The sequence below is a fragment of the Streptococcus pluranimalium genome (genome assembly GCF_047785705.1).
Lineage (GTDB): Bacteria > Bacillota > Bacilli > Lactobacillales > Streptococcaceae > Streptococcus > Streptococcus pluranimalium_A.
The window spans coordinates 1-23650 of sequence record NZ_JBLOJV010000007.1 but is presented as its reverse complement, the minus strand read 5'-3'; the positions used below and the strand labels follow the sequence as shown (position 1 = coordinate 23650).

General features: G+C 39.4%; 25 protein-coding genes and 1 pseudogene. All 26 read left to right on the top strand.

The window, feature by feature from the left end; genetic code table 11:
• The first annotated feature begins 14 nt into the window (after positions 1-14).
• The 26 genes and pseudogenes from ACMZ6Z_RS03050 (at position 15) to ACMZ6Z_RS02925 (ending at position 23493) form a co-directional block, all read left to right on the top strand.
• Positions 15-1221, top strand: a pseudogene (locus tag ACMZ6Z_RS03050) (phage major capsid protein).
• A gap of 2 nt (positions 1222-1223) precedes the next feature.
• Positions 1224-1481, top strand: coding sequence for a head-tail connector protein (locus tag ACMZ6Z_RS03045; RefSeq protein WP_416131178.1), 258 nt, complete (start codon positions 1224-1226; stop codon positions 1479-1481).
• Positions 1481-1819: a head-tail adaptor protein gene (locus tag ACMZ6Z_RS03040; protein ID WP_003054988.1), complete on the top strand. Its 339-nt coding sequence runs from the start codon at positions 1481-1483 to the stop codon at positions 1817-1819. The genes ACMZ6Z_RS03045 and ACMZ6Z_RS03040 overlap by 1 nt, the downstream gene beginning before the upstream one ends.
• The gene (locus tag ACMZ6Z_RS03035; protein WP_044679082.1) at positions 1812-2180 is read left to right on the top strand and encodes an HK97 gp10 family phage protein; all 369 of its coding nucleotides are present in this window, start codon (positions 1812-1814) and stop codon (positions 2178-2180) included. Before ACMZ6Z_RS03040 ends, ACMZ6Z_RS03035 begins: the two co-directional genes overlap by 8 nt.
• 6 nt (positions 2181-2186) lie before the next feature.
• The gene (locus tag ACMZ6Z_RS03030) at positions 2187-2513 is read left to right on the top strand and encodes a hypothetical protein (protein WP_222348624.1); all 327 of its coding nucleotides are present in this window, start codon (positions 2187-2189) and stop codon (positions 2511-2513) included.
• 1 nt (position 2514) lies between these two features.
• A complete protein-coding gene (locus tag ACMZ6Z_RS03025) occupies positions 2515-3084 on the top strand; it encodes a major tail protein (RefSeq protein WP_024418890.1) in 570 nt (189 codons plus the stop codon).
• Positions 3085-3095: 11 nt separating this feature from the next.
• Positions 3096-3515, top strand: coding sequence for a hypothetical protein (locus tag ACMZ6Z_RS03020; protein WP_416131177.1), 420 nt, complete (start codon positions 3096-3098; stop codon positions 3513-3515).
• 182 nt (positions 3516-3697) lie between these two features.
• On the top strand, positions 3698-6556 hold the full coding sequence (locus ACMZ6Z_RS03015; RefSeq protein WP_416131176.1) for a phage tail tape measure protein: 2859 nt from the start codon (positions 3698-3700) through the stop codon (positions 6554-6556).
• Positions 6553-7275, top strand: a complete 723-nt coding sequence (locus ACMZ6Z_RS03010) for a phage tail protein (RefSeq protein WP_105115043.1) — start codon at positions 6553-6555, stop codon at positions 7273-7275. Before ACMZ6Z_RS03015 ends, ACMZ6Z_RS03010 begins: the two co-directional genes overlap by 4 nt.
• Positions 7275-11822 carry a phage tail spike protein gene (locus tag ACMZ6Z_RS03005; RefSeq protein ID WP_416131175.1) on the top strand — a complete coding sequence of 1516 codons (4548 nt, stop codon included), beginning with the start codon at positions 7275-7277 and terminating at the stop codon, positions 11820-11822. Before ACMZ6Z_RS03010 ends, ACMZ6Z_RS03005 begins: the two co-directional genes overlap by 1 nt.
• 12 nt (positions 11823-11834) lie before the next feature.
• Positions 11835-12041, top strand: a complete 207-nt coding sequence (locus ACMZ6Z_RS03000; protein WP_256797839.1) for a hypothetical protein — start codon at positions 11835-11837, stop codon at positions 12039-12041.
• Between the two features lie 5 nt (positions 12042-12046).
• Entirely contained in the window at positions 12047-12415 is a 369-nt protein-coding gene (locus ACMZ6Z_RS02995; protein WP_024418884.1) for a hypothetical protein, read from the top strand.
• Positions 12393-12788, top strand: a complete 396-nt coding sequence (locus ACMZ6Z_RS02990; protein WP_416131174.1) for a holin family protein — start codon at positions 12393-12395, stop codon at positions 12786-12788. Before ACMZ6Z_RS02995 ends, ACMZ6Z_RS02990 begins: the two co-directional genes overlap by 23 nt.
• Before the next feature lie 6 nt (positions 12789-12794).
• Positions 12795-14264 (top strand): LysM peptidoglycan-binding domain-containing protein, encoded by a 1470-nt coding sequence (locus ACMZ6Z_RS02985; RefSeq protein ID WP_416131173.1) that lies wholly within the window; start codon positions 12795-12797, stop codon positions 14262-14264.
• Positions 14265-14370: 106 nt separating this feature from the next.
• Positions 14371-14532 carry an SHOCT domain-containing protein gene (locus ACMZ6Z_RS02980; RefSeq protein WP_024388662.1) on the top strand — a complete coding sequence of 54 codons (162 nt, stop codon included), beginning with the start codon at positions 14371-14373 and terminating at the stop codon, positions 14530-14532.
• Positions 14533-14589: 57 nt separating this feature from the next.
• Positions 14590-15825, top strand: a complete 1236-nt coding sequence (locus ACMZ6Z_RS02975) for a recombinase family protein (protein ID WP_039694886.1) — start codon at positions 14590-14592, stop codon at positions 15823-15825.
• Entirely contained in the window at positions 15825-17387 is a 1563-nt protein-coding gene (locus tag ACMZ6Z_RS02970; RefSeq protein ID WP_039694888.1) for a recombinase family protein, read from the top strand. The genes ACMZ6Z_RS02975 and ACMZ6Z_RS02970 overlap by 1 nt, the downstream gene beginning before the upstream one ends.
• Positions 17388-17460: 73 nt before the next feature.
• Positions 17461-18075: a CadD family cadmium resistance transporter gene (locus tag ACMZ6Z_RS02965; RefSeq protein WP_039694890.1), complete on the top strand. Its 615-nt coding sequence runs from the start codon at positions 17461-17463 to the stop codon at positions 18073-18075.
• An 11-nt stretch (positions 18076-18086) separates the two neighbouring features.
• On the top strand, positions 18087-18425 hold the full coding sequence (gene cadX, locus ACMZ6Z_RS02960) for a Cd(II)/Zn(II)-sensing metalloregulatory transcriptional regulator CadX (RefSeq protein ID WP_039694891.1): 339 nt from the start codon (positions 18087-18089) through the stop codon (positions 18423-18425).
• Positions 18426-18871: 446 nt separating this feature from the next.
• Entirely contained in the window at positions 18872-19009 is a 138-nt protein-coding gene (locus ACMZ6Z_RS02955; RefSeq protein ID WP_158531099.1) for a hypothetical protein, read from the top strand.
• A 143-nt stretch (positions 19010-19152) separates the two neighbouring features.
• Positions 19153-19398: a single-stranded DNA-binding protein gene (locus ACMZ6Z_RS02950; protein WP_000567889.1), complete on the top strand. Its 246-nt coding sequence runs from the start codon at positions 19153-19155 to the stop codon at positions 19396-19398.
• Positions 19399-19500: 102 nt separating this feature from the next.
• Positions 19501-20370 (top strand): nucleotidyltransferase domain-containing protein, encoded by an 870-nt coding sequence (locus tag ACMZ6Z_RS02945; protein ID WP_000228166.1) that lies wholly within the window; start codon positions 19501-19503, stop codon positions 20368-20370.
• Positions 20351-21085: a class I SAM-dependent methyltransferase gene (locus ACMZ6Z_RS02940; protein WP_000662263.1), complete on the top strand. Its 735-nt coding sequence runs from the start codon at positions 20351-20353 to the stop codon at positions 21083-21085. Before ACMZ6Z_RS02945 ends, ACMZ6Z_RS02940 begins: the two co-directional genes overlap by 20 nt.
• A 32-nt stretch (positions 21086-21117) precedes the next feature.
• Positions 21118-21981, top strand: a complete 864-nt coding sequence (locus ACMZ6Z_RS02935) for an aminoglycoside nucleotidyltransferase ANT(6)-Ia (RefSeq protein WP_002294505.1) — start codon at positions 21118-21120, stop codon at positions 21979-21981.
• A 43-nt stretch (positions 21982-22024) separates the two neighbouring features.
• Entirely contained in the window at positions 22025-22552 is a 528-nt protein-coding gene (locus ACMZ6Z_RS02930) for a phosphoribosyltransferase family protein (protein WP_002294507.1), read from the top strand.
• Positions 22553-22683: 131 nt separating this feature from the next.
• Positions 22684-23493, top strand: a complete 810-nt coding sequence (locus ACMZ6Z_RS02925) for an ANT(9) family aminoglycoside nucleotidyltransferase Spw (protein ID WP_002294509.1) — start codon at positions 22684-22686, stop codon at positions 23491-23493.
• Positions 23494-23650 lie beyond the last annotated feature (157 nt).

Below are 23650 nucleotides of genomic sequence, written 5' to 3'. Positions count from 1 at the left end.
AGGAATATGAACTGATGTCTAAATTACTTGAATTGAAAGAAAAACGTAACCAAGCTTGGCAACAAGCAAAAACCTTCCTTGATTCTGTTCGCTCAGAAGACGGACTGGTATCAGAGAAGGATTCTAAACGCTATGATGACATGGAAGCAAAAATCAACCTCTACAATCAAGAGATTGCCCGGTTGGAGCGACAAAGAAAAGATTGACCTTGAACTTGCTCAACCAGCCTCATAGGCTCTAATTGGGCAGCCCACTACAGTTTTGAATAACAAGACTACTGAAGAGGAAAAGAAAGGTGTGGCTTCAGATAGCTATGCCAAGACTTTTTGGACAAGTGTCCGTAAGCGTCACTTCTTTGATGTCAAAGACGTCCTTCGAGTAGGGGAAGATACCGAAGGTGGTCATCTTGTTCCTGATGAGTATGAGAAGAAACTGGTTCAAGGATTACAAGAAGAGAATTTCTTCCGCACCCTTGCGACTGTTATCAAAACATCTAGTGGTGAGCGTAAGATTCCTGTTGTGACAGGACATGGTTCAGCATCATGGATGGATGAAAATGGACTTTACCCTGAAAAAGAAGAAAACTTTGGTCAGGTGACACTCGACTCTCATAAGATTGGTACTGCCATTCGTATTTCAGAAGAGTTGCTAAACGATTCAGTCTTTGACCTTGAATCCTATATGACAGCTGAATTTGCTCGTCGAATTGGAACGGAAGAAGAAAAGGCATTCTTGATTGGGGATGGTTCTAAGAAACCGACAGGTATCTTTACTCAGGCAGAAGTTACAGGTCCAACGACTGCTACAAAGGATATTACCTTTGATGACATGATTGAACTGTATCATTCTCTACCAGCACCATATCGTAAGAATGCAGTTTGGATTTTACATGATACGACTGTCAAAGCTATCCGTAAACTCAAGGACAATAATGGCAATTACATCTGGCAGCCATCCACTCAAGCTGGACAACCAGATTTGATTCTAAATCGTCCATACTATACATCAACCTTTGCCCCACTTCCTGAAGCAGGAAACAAGGCCATTGCATTTGGTGATTTCTCATATTATTGGATTGCGGACCGTCAAGGTCGGACCTTCAAACGTTTGAACGAACTCTATGCCAATAATGGACAGATTGGTTTTCTTGCTTCACAACGTGTTGATGGTAAGTTAGTCCTAACTGAAGCCGTGAAGACACTAACAGTAAAGGCTAAGTAGTCATGGTTAGTTTAGCAGAAGCAAAACAGTATCTCAAAGTGGAACACGAGGATGAGGATGGGCTGATTGAGCAGTTGCTTGAAACTAGTCAACAACTCTGTGAAGATATTTTGCGACAATCAAATTATTCAGAAGTTCTAAAGACGGCAATCCTATATGGGGTTGCCTATCTTTATGAACACAGAGAAGATGCCAATCATAAGGAGTTGAAAGAGACTCTCTATCATTTGCTGCTGGCTGAACGAAAGGATGTGTTCTGATGAAGATTGCACCCTTGAGAGAACGCTTGTCATTTCAGATTCGACAGATTGTTCAAGATGAGATTGGCAATGAAACTTCGACATGGATACCTTTATTTGACCGGTGGTGCTCTTGTCGTCCTCTCACCTTGACCGAAAGGGATGGGAGTGTGACGAAACTGGAACAAGAGAAAGTCCAGTTCACCCTCAGGTATGAAAAGGCAATTCTTGGACTTCATTCTTTAACGACTCACATTCAATTTCGTGGTCAAACCTATGAGATTGAGTCTATTGATGGAGATACAGTGCCAAGGCAACTGATTTACATCGTCGCCATTAGGGAGGAGAGTTATGACTAGAATTGAACTAGATGCACTTGAAACTGCCATCGCAAATGAGCTAGCTGAGTATGTAAAGGATACCGCAGAGGTGATGCGTGAAGTTGTAGAGGAAGTCACAGATGAATCCATTGAAACCTTGAAAGCAACGTCACCGAGAAAGAGTGGATCCTATGCCAAAGGGTGGAAGAGTAAAGCAACGATTGATACCAGTACAGGTCTAACCAAGACCATTCATAATCGAACGCCAGGCCTGACGCATCTGTTAGAAAATGGTCATGTCAAGAGCTCTGGTGGGCGAGTTGAGGGAATTAAGCATATCGCACCTGTTGAGAAACAAGCGATACAATCCTTAGAAGAAAAGCTGAGAAAGCGAGTGTGATATGACATGTTACTGAGCGAATTGTACACCCTTCTCAATGAATTACAGTTTCCTCTTGCATACCATCATTTTGAGGAAGGGAGTCATCCAAGACCACCGTATATGGTTTATTTGGTCACTGATTCAGATAATCATGGTGCAGACAATTGGACTTATCATAAGCAAAATAATCTGCAATTGGAACTCTATACCACTAAGAAAGATTTAGCAACTGAACAAAAGGTGGAGTCATTATTTGACAGCCACCTTATTTATTTTGAAAAAGTAGAGACCTATATCTCATCAGAGAAACTCTACCAAATAACCTATTACATCACATTACATGGAGGATAATATGGCTGAAAAGAATAAGGTCACCTTTGGACTACAAGATGTCCATTGGGCAGAAGTTACAAGCGAAGGTTCTGATGGTACATTGACATACGGCAATGTAGAACGACTTCGTGGTGCTGCAGAATTAACCCTTGAACCAACAGGAGACAAGGGTTCTTATAAGGCAGACAATATCAATTTTTATACAACGGAGTCAAACGATGGTTACGAAGGAACACTAAAAGTTGCTCTTCTAACGCAGGAATTTTTGACTCGAGTCCTCGGAGAGCAGTTGGATGCGACGACAAATACCATTTCAGAAATCGCAAACAGCGAAAAGAAAAATTTTGCGTTGATGTTCCGTTTCGAAGGGGATAAAAAAGAAACATTACACGTTTTGTATTATTGTTACGCATCTCGTCCGACTGTTGGTTCAAAAACCAAGTCTGGTTCAGATATCAATGAGGTAGAGTTGACCTTTACTGCCAGCCCTCGCCCACTTGATAAGGTTGTACGTAGACGTACAACGGAGGAAACGAGCGATGAGATTCGTGAAAACTGGTTCAAGGCAGTTTTTGAACCTCGTAGGTAAGGGAGAAGGCAATGAGAGAAAGTATTACCATAGCAGGCACGACCTACGAGTTAGCAACCAATGCCTATACCCCAATCGCTTATAAAGGGCAGTTTGGTAAGGACTATTTTCAAGATTTATTCTCGATGGTCAATAGTCAAGCAATCTTAGCAAAACTTGACCAGTTAGAAGATGGAGAGGAATTACAGGCACATCATATTGATGTTTCTATTCTGTCTGATTTTGATATGACATTTTTCCATCGAATCTTTTGGGTCTTTGCGAAGTCAGCCAATCCACGAGTGAAACCATTTGTGGATTTTTATATGGAGATGGAAGAATTTCCAGTTCAGGAAGTAGCCCCTGTCTTGATGAATATGTTGAACCAAGGGATGTCAACCAGAAAAAAGCAGATGAAACAGAAACAGCGAGTGAAGAAATCTTCACAGTAGAGAGTTATTTCTCCTGTTGTAAGGAGACTGGTCTGACCATTGACGATTTAAAACATATCTCTATTGGGATGGCACTTGACTACCAAACGGACTATGTGGAGATGCGTACTCGAGAAACTTCTCAAACACGCCCAGCAACTCAAGCTGATTTTGATAATTTCTGATGGTAGAAAGGAGGGACTATGGCTGGAAACATAAAGGGAATTACGATTGAAATTGGTGGCGATACCCAACCCTTACAAGATGCACTTAAGGGTGTAAACAAACAAGCATCTGAAGCTACCAAAGAACTAAGACAGATTGATAAGGCTCTCAAGTTTGATACAGGAAATGTCACTCTTCTGACGCAAAAGCAGGAAGTCTTGGCAAAACAAGTCGAGACAACCAAAGAAAAATTGGCAACGCTCCGTCAAGCCCAATCACAGGTGGAAGCTCAATTTAAGGCTGGAGATATTGGGGCAGACCAGTACCGTGCCTTTCAACGTGAGGTGGAAACTACTCAAAGGCTGCTAACGTCCTATGAAACTAAGTTAGCTGATGTGTCATCAACACTTGAGAATCACGGTCGAGCTAGTAGTTCAGCGGCTCAACAATTAGATAAACTCCAAGTGGAGCAGGGGCAGTTAGCAAGTGAGATGAACAAGGTCACATCTCAATTTGAGTTACAAGAAAGTGCTTTGTCATCCAATAGTTCCGAAGCAGAACGCAATGCTATAGCTCAACAAAAGATTGGAGCACAGTCAGAAATTGTTTCTAAACAGATTTCCAATCTCGAAAAGCAACTAGCCCTGACAAAGAGTGAATATGGTGAGAATTCCATTGAAGCGAATAAGATGGAAGCTGAGTTGAATCAAGCAAAGACCGCACTCAATAACCTGAACAACGAGATGGATGAGACTAAATCCTCTGCCGATGGTGCTCAGGATGGCATGAAAGCCATGTCTGACACCATTCGGGCTGAGGCACTTCAAGCGACCAGTGAGAAGCTAGCAGACATCTCTCAGAAAATCTTCGAAGTCGGAACAGAGTCCATGTCTGCGGCAGCTCAACTTCAAGCCAGCAATGCCCAATTCTCTACCGTATTTGGGGATATGGAGAATGCTGCTAAGGTTGCCCTCAATAAGATTGGGGAAGAGATGGACATTGTTCCAGAGCGTCTTCAAGGCTCCTTCACTCAAATGGCTTCCTTTGCCAAAACCTCTGGAATGGATACGGCTCAGGCTTTGGATCTGACCACTCGTGCCACCAGAGCAGCGGCTGATGGGGCAGCATTTTACGACAAATCCATCGAAGAAGTCACCGAAAACCTGCAGTCCTTCCTCAAAGGAAACTATGAAAATGACGCAGCTCTGGGTATTTCTGCGACAGAAACCACTCGTAATGCAGCGGCGAATAAGCTCTATGGAAAGTCCTTCAATGAACTATCAGAAGCTCAGAAGCAGTTAACCCTCCTTCAAATGGTAGAGGACGGAAATGAACTCTCTGGAGCCTTGGGACAAGCTGCAAGGGAATCAGACGGACTGGAAAACGTTCTGGGTAACTTAAGACAGTCTGGAACTAATGCTCTAGCAGCAATCGGTCAACCGATTCTGGAGATGCTTATTCCAGTCTTTCAAAGTTTGGCAGACATTGTTAGTCAACTAGCAACTTGGTTTACCAACTTATCCAGTCCCATCAAGGGAGTCGTCATTATCTTCACAGGTATTTTAGCCGTGGTAGGTATGTTACTTCCTATTTTCTTGGGCTTACAGGTTGCTGCAGCCGCTATGGGGACAACCGTTGTTGGAATGATAACGGCATTTTTGCCGATTGTGGGGATTATTGTTGGTATTGTAGCTGCCATTACCTTGCTGATTGTTGGGTTAAAAGAACTCTGGACGAATCACGAAGGCTTTCGAACGGCTGTGACGGAAATCTGGAATAGTATCTATGCCTTTCTGTCCATGATCAGCCAGCAGATTTCTAGTTTTGTTATGTCCATCTGGGGAACGCTAACCACATGGTGGACTGAAAACCAGCAATTGATTCTAAATGCTACAACGACGGTATGGAATGCCATCACTACGGTTATTCAAACGGTGATGACTATTCTTGGACCGCTCATCCAAGCAAGTTGGGAGAATATCAAACTCATCATCACAGCCGCTTGGGAGATGATAAAGATTGTGGTCGAGACTGCTATCAATGTGGTACTTGGTATCATCAAGGCAGTCATGCAGGTTATCACTGGTGATTGGACTGGCGCTTGGGAAACCATCAAACAGGTCTTGTCGATGGCATGGGAGGGCATCAAGTCCCTTATTTCCTTAGCCCTCAATTTCATCGCCCAGTACATCTCAACTGCTTGGACAGGTATCAAGAATACCATCTCAAATTTACTGACAGCTATCAGTTCAGTCGTTTCATCCATTTGGTCAGCAATCCAATCAACCATATCTAATATCTTATCCAATATTGGAGTCACGGTATCCAATATTTGGAACGGTATCCGAAACACGGTCTCTAGTGTCTTGAATGGCATTTCAAGCACGGTGTCATCTGTTTGGAATGGTGTCAAGAATACCATTTCAAATGCCATCAATGGTGCAAGAGATGCCGTGAGTAATGCCATCAATGCCATTAAAAATCTTTTTAACTTCCAAATCAGATGGCCACATATTCCCCTTCCTCATTTTCGAGTATCAGGTTCAGCCAATCCACTCGATTGGTTGAAGGGCGGAATTCCAAGAATTTCTATAGATTGGTATGCCAAAGGAGGAATTTTAACCAAACCAACCGCATTTGGAGTAAACGGCAATAGCCTAATGGTAGGTGGTGAGGCTGGAAAAGAAGCAGTCTTGCCTTTGAATGAACAAACGTTAGGTGCCATTGGTCGGGGGATTGCCAAGACCATGACCAGTAACCTCCCCGCCATTCAGATAACCATCACAGGCAATACCGTGAGGGAAGAAGCTGACCTTCATCGGCTTGCGGAATTGGTTGGTGAGAAGTTAGTCTATGAACTGGAACGGCAACAAGGATTGAGAGGAGTGACACCATGATTAGACATAATGCATTAACCATTGGTGGAGTGTCCACGAGTTCTTTTCCTTTTAAGGTAATCGTGGAAGATAGTCCTTCAATCACAGTAAGCGAAAGTAAGACGCAATTGATAGAACACCAAGGCCTATCAGGAGCGGTTCTTCAAACCAATCCTCGCAGAAGTGTCATGGAACTGAGCTACACCCTCTATCTTGTAAAACCTAGTGAAGAACAGTTATTATCCTTTTTGAAGCTATTTTTGAAAGAAGGATTTTGGCTTGAGAACGCTAGTTTCAAGACCATTCGCTTTTGGTGTTACAAGGTACACCATACTCCAGTTCAAAAGGATAAGCTGGGGGTGTATGAGTTTAAGGTTACATTTTCTTGTCACCCAACCAAGTGGTTCAAAACGACGACCTCGCAGGTGTTTAGGACTAGTGGTACTTTGAGAAGTCAAGGTTCAGCCATTGCTTTTCCGAAGATTACCATAAGTGGCAACTCGACTAGTGAAACTAGCTTTACGATTGGGGATGATGTCATCCGCTTGGAGCGATTACAAGAAACACTCATTATGGATAATAATCCTAGTCAGCCAAGTTTTAAGACACAAAGAGGTCAGCCTGTAAAATGGTCTGGCGATTTTATTTCCATTGATGCGGCCAGAAATGACTCGGTTGGAGTTGTCTTAGGTGCTGGCATCACATCATTAACAATAGAAATGAATTGGGGGTGGGCTTAGTGTTATCATTATTGGACAAAACTGTTCGAACGGCAAAATGGCATGGAAAACCACTTCCTGAAACCATTAAGGCAAGTGTCAAGGAAACAATGAATGGAGATTTTGTCCTGAACTTTACCTATCCGATCACAGATAGCGGTCTATTTCGAGAGTTAAAAGAGGACTACCTCGTTCGTAGCCCAGTTCCAGTATTGGGACACCAGTTGTTTCGGATTAAGAAAGTTATCGAAGGAGACACCAGTCATGAAGTTGTGGCCTATCACATAACAGATGACATCATGACTAGATTAGTATCGCCATTTAGGTGTGAACAGGTACCCTGTGCAACAGCACTATCAAGCATGGTCATGGCAAGCAAGTCTCCATTGGGAGATTTTTCTTTTACCAGCGACATTGTCAAGAACAGAACCTATACAACAGATAAGGAACAGACGCTATATTCCAGCCTGTTGGATGGCAAACATTCTATTATTGGAACTTGGGAGGGGGAACTGGTTCGTGATAATCTTGCCCTAACTATAAAGAGTGAGCGAGGACAAGACCGTGGGGTAGTCATCTCTACTCACTACAATTTGAAAAAGTATCAACGAACCAAAGAAAGTTCACAGGTTATCACTCGTATTCATGCCACTTCAAGCTTCAAACAAGAGGGGCAGGATAGGGAGACTGTACTTCAAGTCACTGTAGATAGTCCGTTGATTAACTTCTATCCTTTCATCAATGAAGTGACCTATACAAATAATAGCGTCAGATCTCGTCAAGAGTTAATAGAGTGGGCTAGTAGCAAGTTTCGCTTAGAGGGAATTGATAAGCCAAAAGATGCCATCATCATTGAGGCATTTGAGTTAGATGGTCAAACGGTTCATCTAGGCGATACAGTGACTTTAAAAAGCAAGCTACACGGGATTGATGTGAGGAAGAAAGCCATAGCTTATGATTATGATCCTTTAGCTAAGAATTACCGCTCTATCACATTTGATGATAAGGCAGGTATTGGTACAGGTAAAACTGGCGGTAGCTTGACTACCCTAGTAAATAATCTCCTTGATGGGAATAAGCGGAGTGAGGATGTTACCGTTGAAATTGCCCTTGAAAATGCCAACAGAGCCTTTGATGCAGAATTTGAGAAACGTCAAGTAGCCATTGATAACGCTATTGAACAGGCTCAAAGTCATGGGGAGTTCTATGCGGATCGATTAAAGGCTAGCTTTGATAGTGAACTTTCTACTATTCACCAACAGATGCGACAACAGGAAGAGGAGCAGCAACGCACAACTCGTGATTTATTGGCAAAGGCTGGGGTAAACACCAACCTAGCCACAGAAGCCAAACTGAAGGCAGAACAGGCTCAAACTGGGGCCACAGAAGCCATCAGAAGAGCAGAACAAGCCAAGCTTGATGCCATTAAAGAAGCTAACCGATTGACTTCAACGGAGCGTAGTCAGACAGAGACAAAGATTGCGACAGCTAAATCACAAGCTATCTCTGAAGCCAGTCGATTGGTTGATGTAGCAAAATCACTATTAGGGGGACAGTTGGCTACTGTAAGTACCAATCTGTCACAAACCAAGGAGGATATAAAACTTCTTGCGAGTAAGCAACTGGTGGATAGTCTGACTGGTCGAGTATCCGGTGCAGAATCCATGATTCAAGTACAAGCAGACCAAATTTCCCAGCGTGTAAAAACCAGTGATTTTAACCAAGCGAAACATAGAATCGAAACTGCCGAGTCGTCTATTACGCAATTGGGGAATCGCATAACAACTGAAATCAGTCAGGTGGATGCGAAAATTCCAACTAGCCTAGATGGCCTAAATTTGATGACTGGTACACGTGATTGGTCGAATAAAGGAAATGCCTGGCATTTAGGAAACAATTGGTCCACTGAAACAGAGCATTTTAGGGGACTAGTAGTTCGTTCGACCCAATCGGGTTATAACGGAAGTCATCAGAATATTGTTGTGAAAGCAGGAGATGTCATTACTTTTAGCTTTTATGCCAAAGCAAATCAGCCACTTTCCTCCATCAAAGTTTCAGCGATTTGGTCCGGTTCTAGTGTCTATCGTGCTCCAGTAGCAAGGGTGAGTGAATCGGACGATATTATATCCGTCACAAGTGACTGGAAACGCTACTGGAAAACAGTCCATGTCTTATCTGATGGTTCGCTTCAATTTCGGACAGAGTACAATGGCAGCACTATCCCAAATGGCAATAAATTCTATGTGGCAGGATTGAAAGTCGCTAAAACCTCCCTGGATACAGGTTATTCGGAAAGTCCATCAGATATAGCTGGTGAATTGACCACCCAACGGACACTCATCACTCAAACGGCTTCTGGTGTGGAGCAGGTTTCTACAAGATTAACCGAGACAAATGGAAAGATTTATAGTAGTGAGACACAAATTCGACAATTAGTTTCGGATGTATCCTCAAAGGTTAGTCAAACAGACTTTAATCCAGTAAAACGAATAGTTGAAGGACATACTACATCCATCCAACAAACGCAACAATCCATCTTGCTTAAGGCAGATAAGACAGTTCTTGAAGGGGTAAAAACAACCGCTGATAATGCCTTGGCTAAGGCCAACATAAACGCTAGTCAGATTACCCAAACCAAGGCTGATTTACGGATTGCCAATGATGCCATCTCACAGAAAGTCGCAAGAACTGATTTTAATAACTTGACTGGTCGAGTAACAAGTGCAGAATCCACTATACGTACACAGGCTGGGCAAATTGAACAACGACTAACAAGTACGCAAGTTGAATCAGCCATTAACTCAAAAGGCTACCAAACCAAGTCTCAGGTCGATTCCAATATTACTGGGCGTGGCTATCTAACCAGCAGTTCTCTCCAACCCTATGCGACGACAACTAGTATGCAGAATTTGGTTAGAACCACCTCTGATAGTTTTACCCAGCGAATCAGTCAAACGGAAAGTAGAATCCCTACCTCAGTTTCACATCGTAACTTGATAGCTGGTACTTCGGATAGATGGAGTGCTTATCAGACGATAAATGTGAGTAGTAACTGGATAGCATCTTTAGGAAGAGTTCAATTTGGAGATAGTAGTGGTATCTATGTTGGATCAAAAGTTCATTTATATGTTCATGTCTCAGCGGATGAGATTACATTTGACCCTGCGGTGACGACTCGTTCTATGAAACTCCAAGGTCCAATCTTAGATAATCAAAATTCTTGGACATGGACCAACTGGAATTTGTATCACCCTTTCTACAATAAGTGGAGCAGTAATCTGACAACGGGTAATAATTATCGGTTAATCAAACTAACCTCTACCGTCACTCAAGAGATGTATCAACACTCTAAAGGATTTGAACTTCAAGTCAGAGTTGATGGGGTTAAAACTGGTAAGTTCCATGTAAGAGCTTTAATGATATCAACTGGTGATATCTTTCCAGACTATTGGACACCGTCATTAGACGACTTTACGACAGTAACCGACTTTCATGAAGTGCGGGATACTGTAAGTAGTCACACTCGAACAATTGGAGATCACACCAATCAAATCAGTCAGGTTGTTCAAACGGCAAATGGGATTGTGACACGAGTGGGCAATCTAGAAACAAGTCGAGCGACAACGGCTGCCGTCAATGCCATTCAAACTCAAGTTTCAACTCTTGCAGGGTCGTGGTCGGTTCGAAATTTGACCAGTGCAGGCACAGTTTTGAGTCAACTTAACCTCAATAAGGATGGCACAGTCAAGATTGATGGAAAACTCGTCCAAATTACAGGCACTACCTATATCCAAGATGGTGTCATTGCAAGTGGTAAGATTGCAAGTCTTGATGCAGGCAAGATTACGACAGGTATTATCTCTGCAGCTCGAATTGGAGCAGAAGCAATCACTGCGGATAAATTAAAGGTTGACCAAGCATTCTTTACCAAGTTTATGGCAACAGAAGCCTATCTTAAGCAGTTATTTGCCAAATCAGCCTTTATAACCCAAGTGCAGTCAGTAACACTATCTGCCAACAACATTTCTGGCGGAATCTTGTCAGCAATCAACGGAGCCATGAAAATCAATCTGTCACTTGGGAACATCAAGTTCTTTACAAACTCTCCATCCATTTCTCGTGAGGTTAGTGGTTATCCTCACCAGTGGGTTTCATTTGAAACAGGTACCTCAAACGGCAAGCCATGTGGTGTAACCATTATCGGTTCCAATCGATGGAACAACTGGAATGCCAATGACGGTGGCTTTGTAGGAATTCGAGCATGGAACGGTACAGATACCGACCAAATTGATGTGGTAGGCGATAAGGTACGTTTAGCTAGTGCTCCCTATACCAATCCAGATGGTTGGGAAATAGTAACGTTGCCTAACCGACTGAGTATTGATGCCTTTAAAGCATCTGACCGACCAAGTTCAATTTTGAATATCGGAGATATCCGCATCTATCGAAACGGTACAACCTACGTCAGTTTGAAAGATGTTCTTCATCAATTCAATCACAATTTTAAACACTTAGTAAACATCACTGGTCGAGGTGACGTCATCTTGACATGGGATACGATTAAATAAAGGAGTTCACAGATGAATCTAGAACAAATCAACCAATCACTAAAACTAACTATTCAGGAGCTTGTCACAAAGCTATCTGATGAAATCACCGCTAAGAACCTCATTGCCATCCAATTGGTGGAAAAGGATGAGGAACTTAGCCTATTGCGTAAAGAAAAACAGGAATTGACTGAGTTATTGGAAGTTCAGACAAAACCTGAAGAAGAGAAAGGAGAATAGTTGCTATGGCACTACTCAATATTGACAAAGTAACAGAACCGTTTGATTTGGAGACAGCTCTCGCTTACATGCGTAAGAACGGAGAGTTCATACGTTGTAAGACCGCAGAGCAGGATTTTTACATGTATCTTGAAGAAGTAAGGCGACCTGCCATTAAAAATGGAAAGCGGCAGTTGGTTACAACAGAAACAGTTTGGGCATTTAATCAGTGGGGCAGTACCACATTAACACTGAACCTTTCTGATCTGTTCCATGATTGTTTCTATCTGATGCGGTTTGATGAGAACGGTCAACCAGATTGGTCAGACCCTTCCATTGTGCAGGAAGGTTCAGTAGAAAGTGAGGTGACCGATGAAGGAATTGTTAACACTTAATAAGATTTTATTTTCCATGATTGGAGGCTTGATTGGTAGTCTATTTGGAGAGTTGGACGGTATCCTATACGCTCTACTGGTCTTCATTATTATTGACTATCTAACAGGAATTTTTGCGGCAGTTGTAGAAAAACAATTGTCTAGTAGTATCGGTTTTCGTGGCATCTTTAAAAAGATAGCCATTTTATTTTTAGTTTCATTAGGTCATATGATTGATACAGCTATTATCAAGCAGGGTGGAACAATTCGAACCATGGTTATATTCTTTTATCTCAGTAATGAGGGGGTAAGTATCTTAGAAAATACCGTTCGAATTGGTCTACCAATACCTGAGAAACTACAAGCAATCTTAAAACAAATCAACGAGAGGTGAGAAGATATGGGAAAACATCTAGTCATTTGTGGTCATGGACAGGGGCGAACAGGCTATGATCCTGGAGCAGTGAATGCCAAACTAGGTATCACAGAAGCTGGAAAGGTTCGAGAATTAGCCAAGTTAATGTCCAAGTATAGTGGACAACAGATTGATTTTATTACCGAACAAAATGTTTATGATTATCGGAGTATTACTAGTATTGGTAAGGGATACGACTCAATTACTGAATTGCACTTCAATGCCTTTAATGGTAGTGCCAAAGGTACAGAAGTCTTGATTCAATCTTCTTTAGAAGCAGACAAGGAAGATATGGCTATCCTATCTCTCCTTTCACGATACTTTCAAAATCGTGGCATTAAGAAGGTAGATTGGCTCTATAATGCCAACCAAGCAGCGAGTCGTGGATATACCTATCGTTTGGTGGAGATTGCCTTTATCGATAATGAACAAGATATGGCGATTTTTGAGAACAAGAAAGAGGACATTGCGAAAGGTCTTGTGTCAGCAATAACAGGAGTTGAAGTCAAGACAATAGTTCCCTCGCCCGCCAGTTCAATTGTTGGGAGTTCAGGAACTCCTTCAAAATCAATCTATCTTGTTGGTGATAGTCTTAGGGTGTTGCCTCATGCGACTCATTATCAGACTGGTCAGAAAATCGCTAACTGGGTCAAGGGGCGCACCTACAAAATCCTCCAAGTGAAGAATGTTCACCAGTCAAACAGTAAGAGAGCTTATCTACTTGATGGAATCATGTCATGGGTGCTTGAGCAGGATGTAGAAGGAACAACCAAAGGCCATAGTGAGCAGACCTATCAAGCACAGAAAGGCGATACGTATTATGGAATCGCTCGGAAGTTTGGTTTAACAGTTGATGCCCTTCTTGCGGTAAATGGCTTGAAGAAGGCGGATATTTTAAGGGTTGGTCAAACTCTAAAGGTCAACGCAGCTTCAAGAACAACAACCGCTATCCCAACCAGTGTTGCAAGCCGTGTGGTTGCGTCAGCATTATCTAAGGTCGGTCAAAAGGTGACTGTTCCATCAAACCCTTATGGTGGGCAGTGTGTCGCCTTGGTAGATAAAATTGTCCAAGAGTTGACGGACAAGAATATGTCCTATACTAATGCCATTGATTGTTTGAAAAAAGCAAAATCAAATGGTTTCCAAGTCATCTATGATGCTTGGGGTGTGAATCCTAAAGCAGGTGATTTCTATGTCATTCAAACGGATGGTTTGGTATATGGTCACATTGGTGTATGTGTGACAGATTCAGATGGAAAAAGTATTGATGGTGTGGAACAGAATATTGATGGGTATTCTGACCATAATAAGAACGGTATCAACGACCAACTGGAACTCGGTGGCGGTGGAATTACTCGTCGAGTGAAACGGCAATGGATGGCAGATGGTACACTCTACGATTCAACTGGAACAGTTAAACTCGGAAAAGTTGTTGGTTGGTTTAGAATTTCATAATTTAGTTATAAGCCTGGTGGAAACATCAGGCTTTATTTTTTTGCCTTTTTTTCAATAAGTGCGGAAAAATTACTCCCAAACCTACCTAGTAAGGTAGGAGGATTATATGGACGTTCAAAAAATTAATAATGAGATGACCTACCAACTAACAATGATACAAGCAAAGGTACTTCTAAATAATGGAGCAATCACTATTGAGGAATTTGAACTTTTTAGGCAATTGATGCTTGAAAAATATCAACCGTTTATAAGTCAATTATCGACCTAATAACTGGATAATTTTTTCTTTTAGAGTGATATATAGTAGCGAAAGGAGTGTATTAATTTGAGAACAGTTAGAAGAATACAACCCATAAAATCGCCCTGCAAGCCAAGATTTAAGGTTGCGGCCTATGCAAGGGTTTCTGATAGTCGTCTTCATCATTCTCTGTCAACACAGATTAGCTACTATAACCGTTTAATACAAGCGCATCCTGGTTGGGAATTGGTAGGGATTTATTATGATGAAGGCATAAGCGGTAAAGAACAAAGTAATCGACAAGGCTTTCTAAATCTTATAAAGGATTGTGAAGATGGAAAGATTGATAGGATAATCACTAAGTCAATCGCTCGTTTTGGTCGAAATACAGTTGAATTACTAAACACTGTTCGACAATTACGTTTGAAAAATATTGGCGTAACTTTTGAGAAAGAAAATATTGATAGTCTTAGCTCAGAAGGTGAATTGATGTTAACCCTCCTCGCCTCAGTAGCTCAAGAAGAGTCTCTAAACCTGAGTGAAAATATAAGATGGCGAATCCAAAAGAAGTTTGAAAAAGGGATTCCGCACACTCCACAGGATATGTATGGATACCGTTGGGATGGAGAACAATATCAGATTGAACCTAATGAGGCAAAAGTTATTCGAAAAGTCTTTAAATGGTATCTGGATGGAGATTCGGTACAGCAGATAGTTGATAAACTCAATCAGGAACAAGTCTTAACAAGGCTTGGCAATCCATTTACCGTAGCAAGTATCAGAGAATTCTTCAAGCAGGAAGCATACTTTGGTCGGCTTGTCTTACAGAAGACCTATCGTGAGGCATTCTCTAGGAATCCGAAAAGGAATAAAGGGCAACGCAATAAGTACATCATTGAAAATGCACACGAGCCAATTGTTACAAAAGAATATTTTGATTTAGTACTTAAAGAGAAGGAACGAAGATATCAGTTAATGTGTCAAGAAAGCCACTTAAATAAAGGTATCTTTCGTGACAAAATTTCATGTTCAGAATGCGGATGTTTGATGATTGTTAAAGTGGACTCAAAACATGTTAATAAGACCGTAAGATATTATTGTAGAACACGTAATCGATTCGGTGCATCATCATGTTCATGTAGGACGCTAGGAGAAAAGCGACTTTTGGCATCGTTTAAAAGCAAGTTAGGCTTTGTCCCAGATAAAGAGTGGGTTGAAAATAATATTAAACACATCGAGTATGACTTTGGTCAACGTATCATCAAAGTAACACCAGTAAAAGGAAGGAAATATCCTATGGAAATTAGAGAGGGGCGATATTAGTGAAGAAAGTAATAACTATTGAGGCTACACCAAGTATTACTAGGTCAAGTTCAGATGATTTCACTTTGAAGAAGCGTAGAGTTGCAGGCTATGCCAGGGTATCAACTGACCATGAAGACCAAGCAACAAGCTATGAGTCACAGATGCGGTACTACTCTGAATACATTAATGGGAGGGATGATTGGGAATTTGTTAAAATGTACTCTGATGAAGGTATCAGTGGGACAAACACAAAATTAAGAACTGGTTTCAAAGCTATGGTGGAAGATGCACTCAATGGCAAAATCGATTTGATTATTACAAAATCTGTTAGTCGATTTGCGAGGAATACCGTAGACTCACTGACTACAGTTAGGCAGTTGAAAGAGGTAGGTGTAGAAATCTACTTTGAGAAAGAAAACATTTGGACATTAGATTCAAAAGGTGAGCTACTCATAACCATCATGTCTAGTTTGGCACAAGAAGAAAGTAGGAGCATATCCGAAAACGTAACTTGGGGCTTAAGGAAACAATTCGCAGAAGGGAAGGTTCATTTTCCTTATACAAATGTCTTAGGTTTTAAGGCAGGTGAAGATGGGGCAATTGTAGTTGATCAGGATGAAGCCAAAACTGTTAGGTACATCTTTCAGCAAGCGCTTATTGGAAAATCACCTTATCATATCGCAAAGGATTTGACTGAACAAGGTGTACCTTCGCCTAGCGGCAAATCTCATTGGAATGCAACCACAATCAAGCGAATGCTTAGAAATGAGAAGTATAAAGGGGATGCTTTACTACAAAAAACTTACACAATTGATTTTCTAACCAAAAAGAAGAACATCAACAGAGGTGAATTGCCTCAGTATTATGTGGAGAATAACCATGAAGCAATAGTAGATAGAGAGACCTTTGATGCAGTTCAACAAGTGCTCGATAATAAAGGCAGAAAGTCGAGTACAACAATCTTCAGCTCAAAACTAGTATGTGGAGATTGTGGTCACTTCTTTGGTAGCAAGGTATGGCATTCAACCTCCAAATACAGAAGGGTAATCTATCGATGTAACGAAAAATACAATGGCAGTAGTAAATGTTCTACCCCACACGTTACTGAGGAAGAGGTGAAACAGTGGTTTGTCTTAGCAGTTAATCAAGTAATAGATAATAGGTTTGAAGTCATTGACAATCTATCTGTATTACTTTCCATTGGAAGTCTTGAGGTAATTGACGAACAGATAAAGGTCCTTGAAACAGAAGCAGAAGTTGTCAGTCAGTTAGTTGCAAATCTAGTTTCGGAAAATGCCATCATAAGGCAAGACCAAGACAAGTACCTCAAAAAGTATAATCAACTGACTTCAAAGTATGAAGGTATAGTACAGGATATTGAATCACTAGAACAACAAAGGATGAAAAAATCCAAAAGGAATAAGGAATTGCAAGACTTTATCGGAACTTTAGAAAAGCTGGGGAAAGTATTAACCGATTTTGATGAATTATTATGGGAATCACTAGTTGAGAGTGTCATGATTAACGAGGATAAGGGAGCCAAATTTAAATTTAAAAATGGAGCGGTTGTAGTAATTTAGGCTATGACCTCTTTGACATCTACAAAGTTTAATGTTAAAATACATTCAAAAATAAATTTGAATGAGGTATTTTATGATTCAAAATGTTGTTACTTCAATAATCCTGTATTCTGGGACAGCCGTAGACTTACTTATTATCCTGATGTTATTTTTTGCCAAAAGAAAAAGCAGAAAAGACATCATTAATATCTATTTAGGACAATTTCTAGGCTCTGTTAGTCTAATATTGCTAAGTTTGCTTTTTGCATTTGTCTTAGATTATATTCCTAGTAAAGAGATTTTAGGTTTGCTCGGTTTGATTCCAATTTTCCTAGGCCTCAAAGTTTTGCTTTTAGGAGATTCTGATGGAGAAGCTATTGCCAAAGAAGGTTTGAGCAAAGATAATAAAAACCTGATTTTTCTAGTCGCTATGATTACTTTTGCAAGTTGTGGTGCTGACAATATTGGTGTCTTTGTCCCATATTTTACTACCTTAAATTTAGCAAATTTGATAGGGGCTTTACTTACCTTTCTATTCATGATTTATCTCTTGGTTTTCTCTGCCCAAAAATTGGCACAAGTCCCTTCTGTTGGAGAAACTTTGGAAAAATATAGCAGATGGTTTATTGCCGTTGTTTATTTAGGATTGGGGATATATATCCTGATTGAAAACAACAGTTTTGACCTGCTATGGACTGTGTTAGGCTAGGAGAAAATATTTTGAAAAAAGATAGTATCTGCCAAGTGAATGTTATAAATCAACAAAATGTTACAACCGCAACGAACTACCTTGAAAAGGAAAAAGTCCAAAAATCACTTCGCATTTTATCAAAGTTTACCGATAATAAACAGATAAATATCATCTTTTATCTCCTTGCTGTTGATGAACTATGTGTCTGCGATATAGCTTGTTTACTAAATCTCAGTATGGCATCTGCCTCCCACCATCTTCGTAAACTAGCCAATCAAAACATCTTGGACACTAGAAGAGAGGGGAAAATTATATATTATTTTATAAAAGATGAGGAAATCAGAGATTTTTTTAATCAACTAGGATAACAAATTGGCTATAGATTAGGGATAGACCGTCGTCAACCTGGTGGAGAGCTATATACTTATAGTTGGATTAAATCGGATAAGTTAGAACAATTAACAGGAGAATGACTATTTTCTTATCTAAAGTAAATAAAGATTTTTAATCGAGTTAGATGTTTTTGATACCTTTAGGACCCTATTATTAACAACATTAGGATATATTTTTGGAACAAGAAGTAATTCTGATAAGTAGAATCGTCTGAATTTATTCAGGCGTTTTTTTTGAACTCCTTAAATCTTGCAATGGTGAAATTGTATCAAAATGAGTACCCATACCGAAGTGTGAGTTCTGAAATTGATACAATACAACTTAACTTTTTTTGAAAAAAATTCGAAAATTTATTTTGCATTGCGAATATAATAAGTGAGAGCAAGTTGCTTACTTAATAATGATGAAGAGGAAAAGTAGAATGACAACAATTTTTTTAACAAAAACAAACTGCACTAATTGCGGAAAACAAAGTACTTTTGAAAGATTTGATACGGTATTTGATGATAAGCTCACTGTTGAATTTAAATCAGGTGTTGAAATAGATATTGAGATATAGGATATCAGAAATGGCGACCAATTGAGAGGTGTTACTTCCTTGATTGGTGGCTTTTCTTATTTACGGATTGACTTTGACTGTGAATATACGTATAATAATATCAACAATGTTGTTGATATTATTATTAATAAGGAGTGGACAACATGATTGATGTAAATGAGCTATTGGAAGAAGCTATTAGAGAAACTGAAAATCTAAATGATGGCGAAGTTTTTCTTGTTAAAGATTTATTCAAGGGATATGTGTGGAATAGGATACCCAGAAAGGATCGACTTCTGCTTGGAACGTTATTTTTAAACCATGTTAGCAAAATGAATGGTAATTTAAAGGCTATTGAAAAGACTTCATCTAATCAGCAGAGGTATAAAAAGACAATTGATAAGTTTTAACTATCTTTTGTGAAATTAAAAAAATTATAAATATGTTGAGTAGAAGCAAAAGATTTGGCTTGGAATTTTTACAGCAGTGAATCGATAAAAGGAGCATGCTTGATGGTAGATAATATTATTAAATCAGTAGCAGAGAAATTATCCTCTCTGTCTTATATAGAAGGTATTGTTTTAGGTGGTTCACGTGCAAGGGGCACCCATACAGAGGATTCGGATATAGATATCGGCATCTATTACAATTCAGAATCATTTGACATAAATACTATTAATCAATTCGCTACAAAGCTGGATGATGAGCATAGAAATAACCTTGTTGTACCTCCCGGAGCATGGGGTGATTGGATTAATGGCGGCGGATGGTTAGTCATAAACGGGTATCATGTGGATTTAATTTTACGTGATATTAAACGTGTGGAACAAATAATGAAAGATACAGAGCACGGAATTGTTACTGCCAATTATCAGACTGGGCATCCCCATGGTTATATTAGTGCAATGTATCGAGGAGAATTAGCGATTAGCAAAATACTATATGCTAAGAATGAAAGCTTATGCGAATTAAAAAAACAGGCAGAAACTTATCCCAATGCTTTGCAGAAAAGTTTAGTTAACTTTTTTATGTTTGAAGCAGGGTTCTCTTTAATGTTTGTAAAAGCAAATTCGGGAACAGACGATAAATATTATATTGCGGGTCATGTTTTTCGCATAGTTTCATGTTTAAATCAAGTGTTATTTGCATGTAATAATGCTTATTGTATCAACGAAAAGAAAGCTATAAAACTGCTTGAAACTTTTGAACATAAACCTGAAAAATATACCGAGAAGGTAAATCATATTTTTGAAGTACTCGGTATCTCACTTTTTGAATGCTACGACATGACCGAGAAGCTTTATAATGAAGTGAATGAAATTGTATCGGAGATAAATAACTTTTTAAACGAGGAGAGTTCAGATGAAAGAAAACAAATATGATGATAATATATTTTTTCAAAAATACAGTCAAATGAGTCGCTCGCAGAAAGGACTGGCTGGTGCGGGAGAATGGGAGACTTTGAAAAAGATGCTACCTGATTTTAAGGGTAAGCGTGTGCTTGATTTAGGATGCGGCTATGGATGGCACTGTATATATGCGATGGAAAACGGTGCTTCCTCTGTAGTAGGTGTTGATATTTCTCATAAAATGCTCGAAGTAGCAAAAGGAAAAACCCATTTTCCACAGATTGAATATGAATGCTGTGCCATAGAAGATGTGGATTTCCCAGAGGAGAGCTTTGATGTAATACTAAGTTCGCTTGCGTTTCATTATGTAGCAGACTATGAGAATTTAATAAAAAAGATATATAGGATGCTGAAGGCTGGTGGCAATTTAGTTTTTACAGTTGAACATCCTGTTTTTACTGCTCATGGAACACAAGACTGGTATTATAACGAAAAAGGAGAAATACTGCATTTCCCGGTGGACAATTATTATTATGAGGGCAAACGGACAGCTATGTTTTTGGAAGAAAAGGTTACAAAATATCATAGAACACTGACCACATATCTAAATACACTGCTTTCAAATAGTTTTATAATAAATCAGATTGTGGAGCCACAGCCGCCAGAGAACATGATGGATATTCCGGGGATGGCGGATGAAATGCGACGCCCAATGATGCTGATTGTATCGGCAAAAAAGAAGATGTAATAATATAGAAAAAATAAACGAGGAGTATGTAAATGAGATCAGAAAAAGAAATGATGGATTTAGTACTTTCTTTAGCAGAACAGGATGAACGTATTCGAATTGTGACCCTTGAGGGGTCACGCGCAAATATTAATATACCTAAAGATGAATTTCAGGATTATGATATTACATATTTTGTAAGTGATATAGAACCGTTTATATCTAATGATGACTGGCTTAATCAATTTGGGAATATAATAATGATGCAAAAGCCGGAGGATATGGAATTATTCCCACCTGAAGAAAAGGGATTTTCCTATCTTATGCTATTTGATGATTACAATAAAATTGATCTTACCTTATTGCCCTTGGAAGAGTTAGATAATTACCTAAAGGGCGATAAATTAATAAAGGTTCTAATTGATAAAGATTGTAGAATTAAAAGGGACATAGTTCCGACTGATATAGATTATCATGTAAGAAAGCCAAGCGCAAGGGAGTATGATGATTGCTGCAATGAATTTTGGAATGTAACACCTTATGTTATTAAAGGATTGTGCCGCAAAGAGATACTGTTTGCAATCGATCATCTGAACCAGATTCTACGGTTTGAACTACTTAGGATGATGTCGTGGAAGGTTGGGATAAAGACAGAATTTTCATTAAGTGTTGGGAAAAATTATAAGTATATTAACAAATACATTGATGAAGATCTATGGAATAGATTATTATCTACATATCGCATGGATTCCTATGAAAATATTTGGAAGTCATTATTTATATGCCACCAATTGTTCAGGGAAGTGTCCAAAGAGGTAGCAGAACTACTGGGGTTTGATTATCCAGAGTATGGTAAGAACATAACAAGATATACCGAGGACATGTATAAAAAATATGTTGAAAATGACTATTTTTAAAGATTAGCAAAGATTATTAACCATAAGCAAGGGGTGTAAATGTATGGAAAGTACTGATGTTATAAATGAAATTAGAGGTATATTACCTCGTAACTCAATTGGAAAATATGATTTACTAACTATTTTTACACATAAAACCGTTTTTGATAAAATTGTAAAAGTACTATCATTGGATTTTCAAAATAAAGTAGATTATGTGGCTGCCCCAGAAGCAATTGGATGGATACTAGGCACTGCCATAGCCAAAGAACTTGGAGTGGGGTTTATTGGAGTAAGAAAAGGTGATAAGCTGCCATACGCAAAAGAAGAGATTATTTCGACACATTTTACCGACTATTCAGGTCAAGATAAAAGCTTTGAAATATCTAAGAGTTCTATTGTGAGGAACAAAAGAGTTTTGATTGTAGATGATTGGATAGAGACAGGTTCTCAAATGAAGGCTTTAATAGCTTTGTTAGAGAAATTGGATTGCAGCATTATTGGGTTGGCTACTATTGGGATTGATATAAATGAGGTTACTCAAAAATGGATAGACAGCAGTTTTGTAGCTTATATTGGCTCAAACATATAATAAACCGAAAGAAAATCTTGAATCAAAATTTTGGATGGCGTTAATTTACAATACAACGAAAGATGTTTACTCTTTTTTTATAAATTTTAAGAGGCGTTAAAAAACAGTTTTCAGACGAAAGGAGATCGAAGTTGAGTATAGATTTAAGTAACAAAAAAATTCCGAAAGAAGCAATTCAAGCATTAAAAACTATAGCGGAACTACTTGATAATATGTTAATTGGGGTGTATTTGTATGGTTCGGCAGTAATGGGTGGTTTACGTATGAATAGCGATGTAGATATTTTGGTAATAACAAATCAAAGTTTATCTGAAAAAACTCGAAGGAATCTTACAAATAGGTTAATGCTTATATCTGGGAAAATAGGAAACATAAAAGATATGAGGCCTCTTGAAGTTACGGTCATAAATCAAAAGGATATTGTCCCTTGGCATTTCCCCCCCAAATATGAATTTATGTATGGCGAGTGGCTAAGAGAGCAGTTTGAAAAGGGAGAAATTCCTGAGTCGACTTATGATCCGGATTTAGCAATACTTTTAGCACAACTAAGAAAAAATAGTATTAACCTTTTGGGACCAAAGGCAACAGAAGTAATTGAGCCTGTGCCAATGACAGATATTCGAAAAGCAATTAAAGAATCGTTGCCCGGGTTGATAGCTAGCATTAACGGTGACGAACGCAATGTGATTTTAACTTTAGCCAGAATGTGGCTGACAGCATCTACTGGTGAAATTCGCTCAAAAGATCTGGCAGCTGAATGGGCGATACCTCAATTACCCGATGAGCATGCTACTTTACTCAACAAAGCGAGAGAGGCTTATTTAGGAGAGTGTGTTGACAAGTGGGAAGGAATGGAATCTGAGGTGGCTGAACTCGTTAATCATATGAAAAAGTCTATAGAGTCTTCCCTTAATATCCAATTACCTTTTCGAATAGTTTAAATATAACAAAGACTAGTTGTTAATGTGCATTATTGATTGCTTCGATATGTTCCCCCATATATCAGTTTCTTAAAAAATAATCAAAATACCGTTGATACGTTCCCGCGAACGAAAGGGTTAAAAATCAGCTTAAGACATCAATGCCATCAACTCGAGC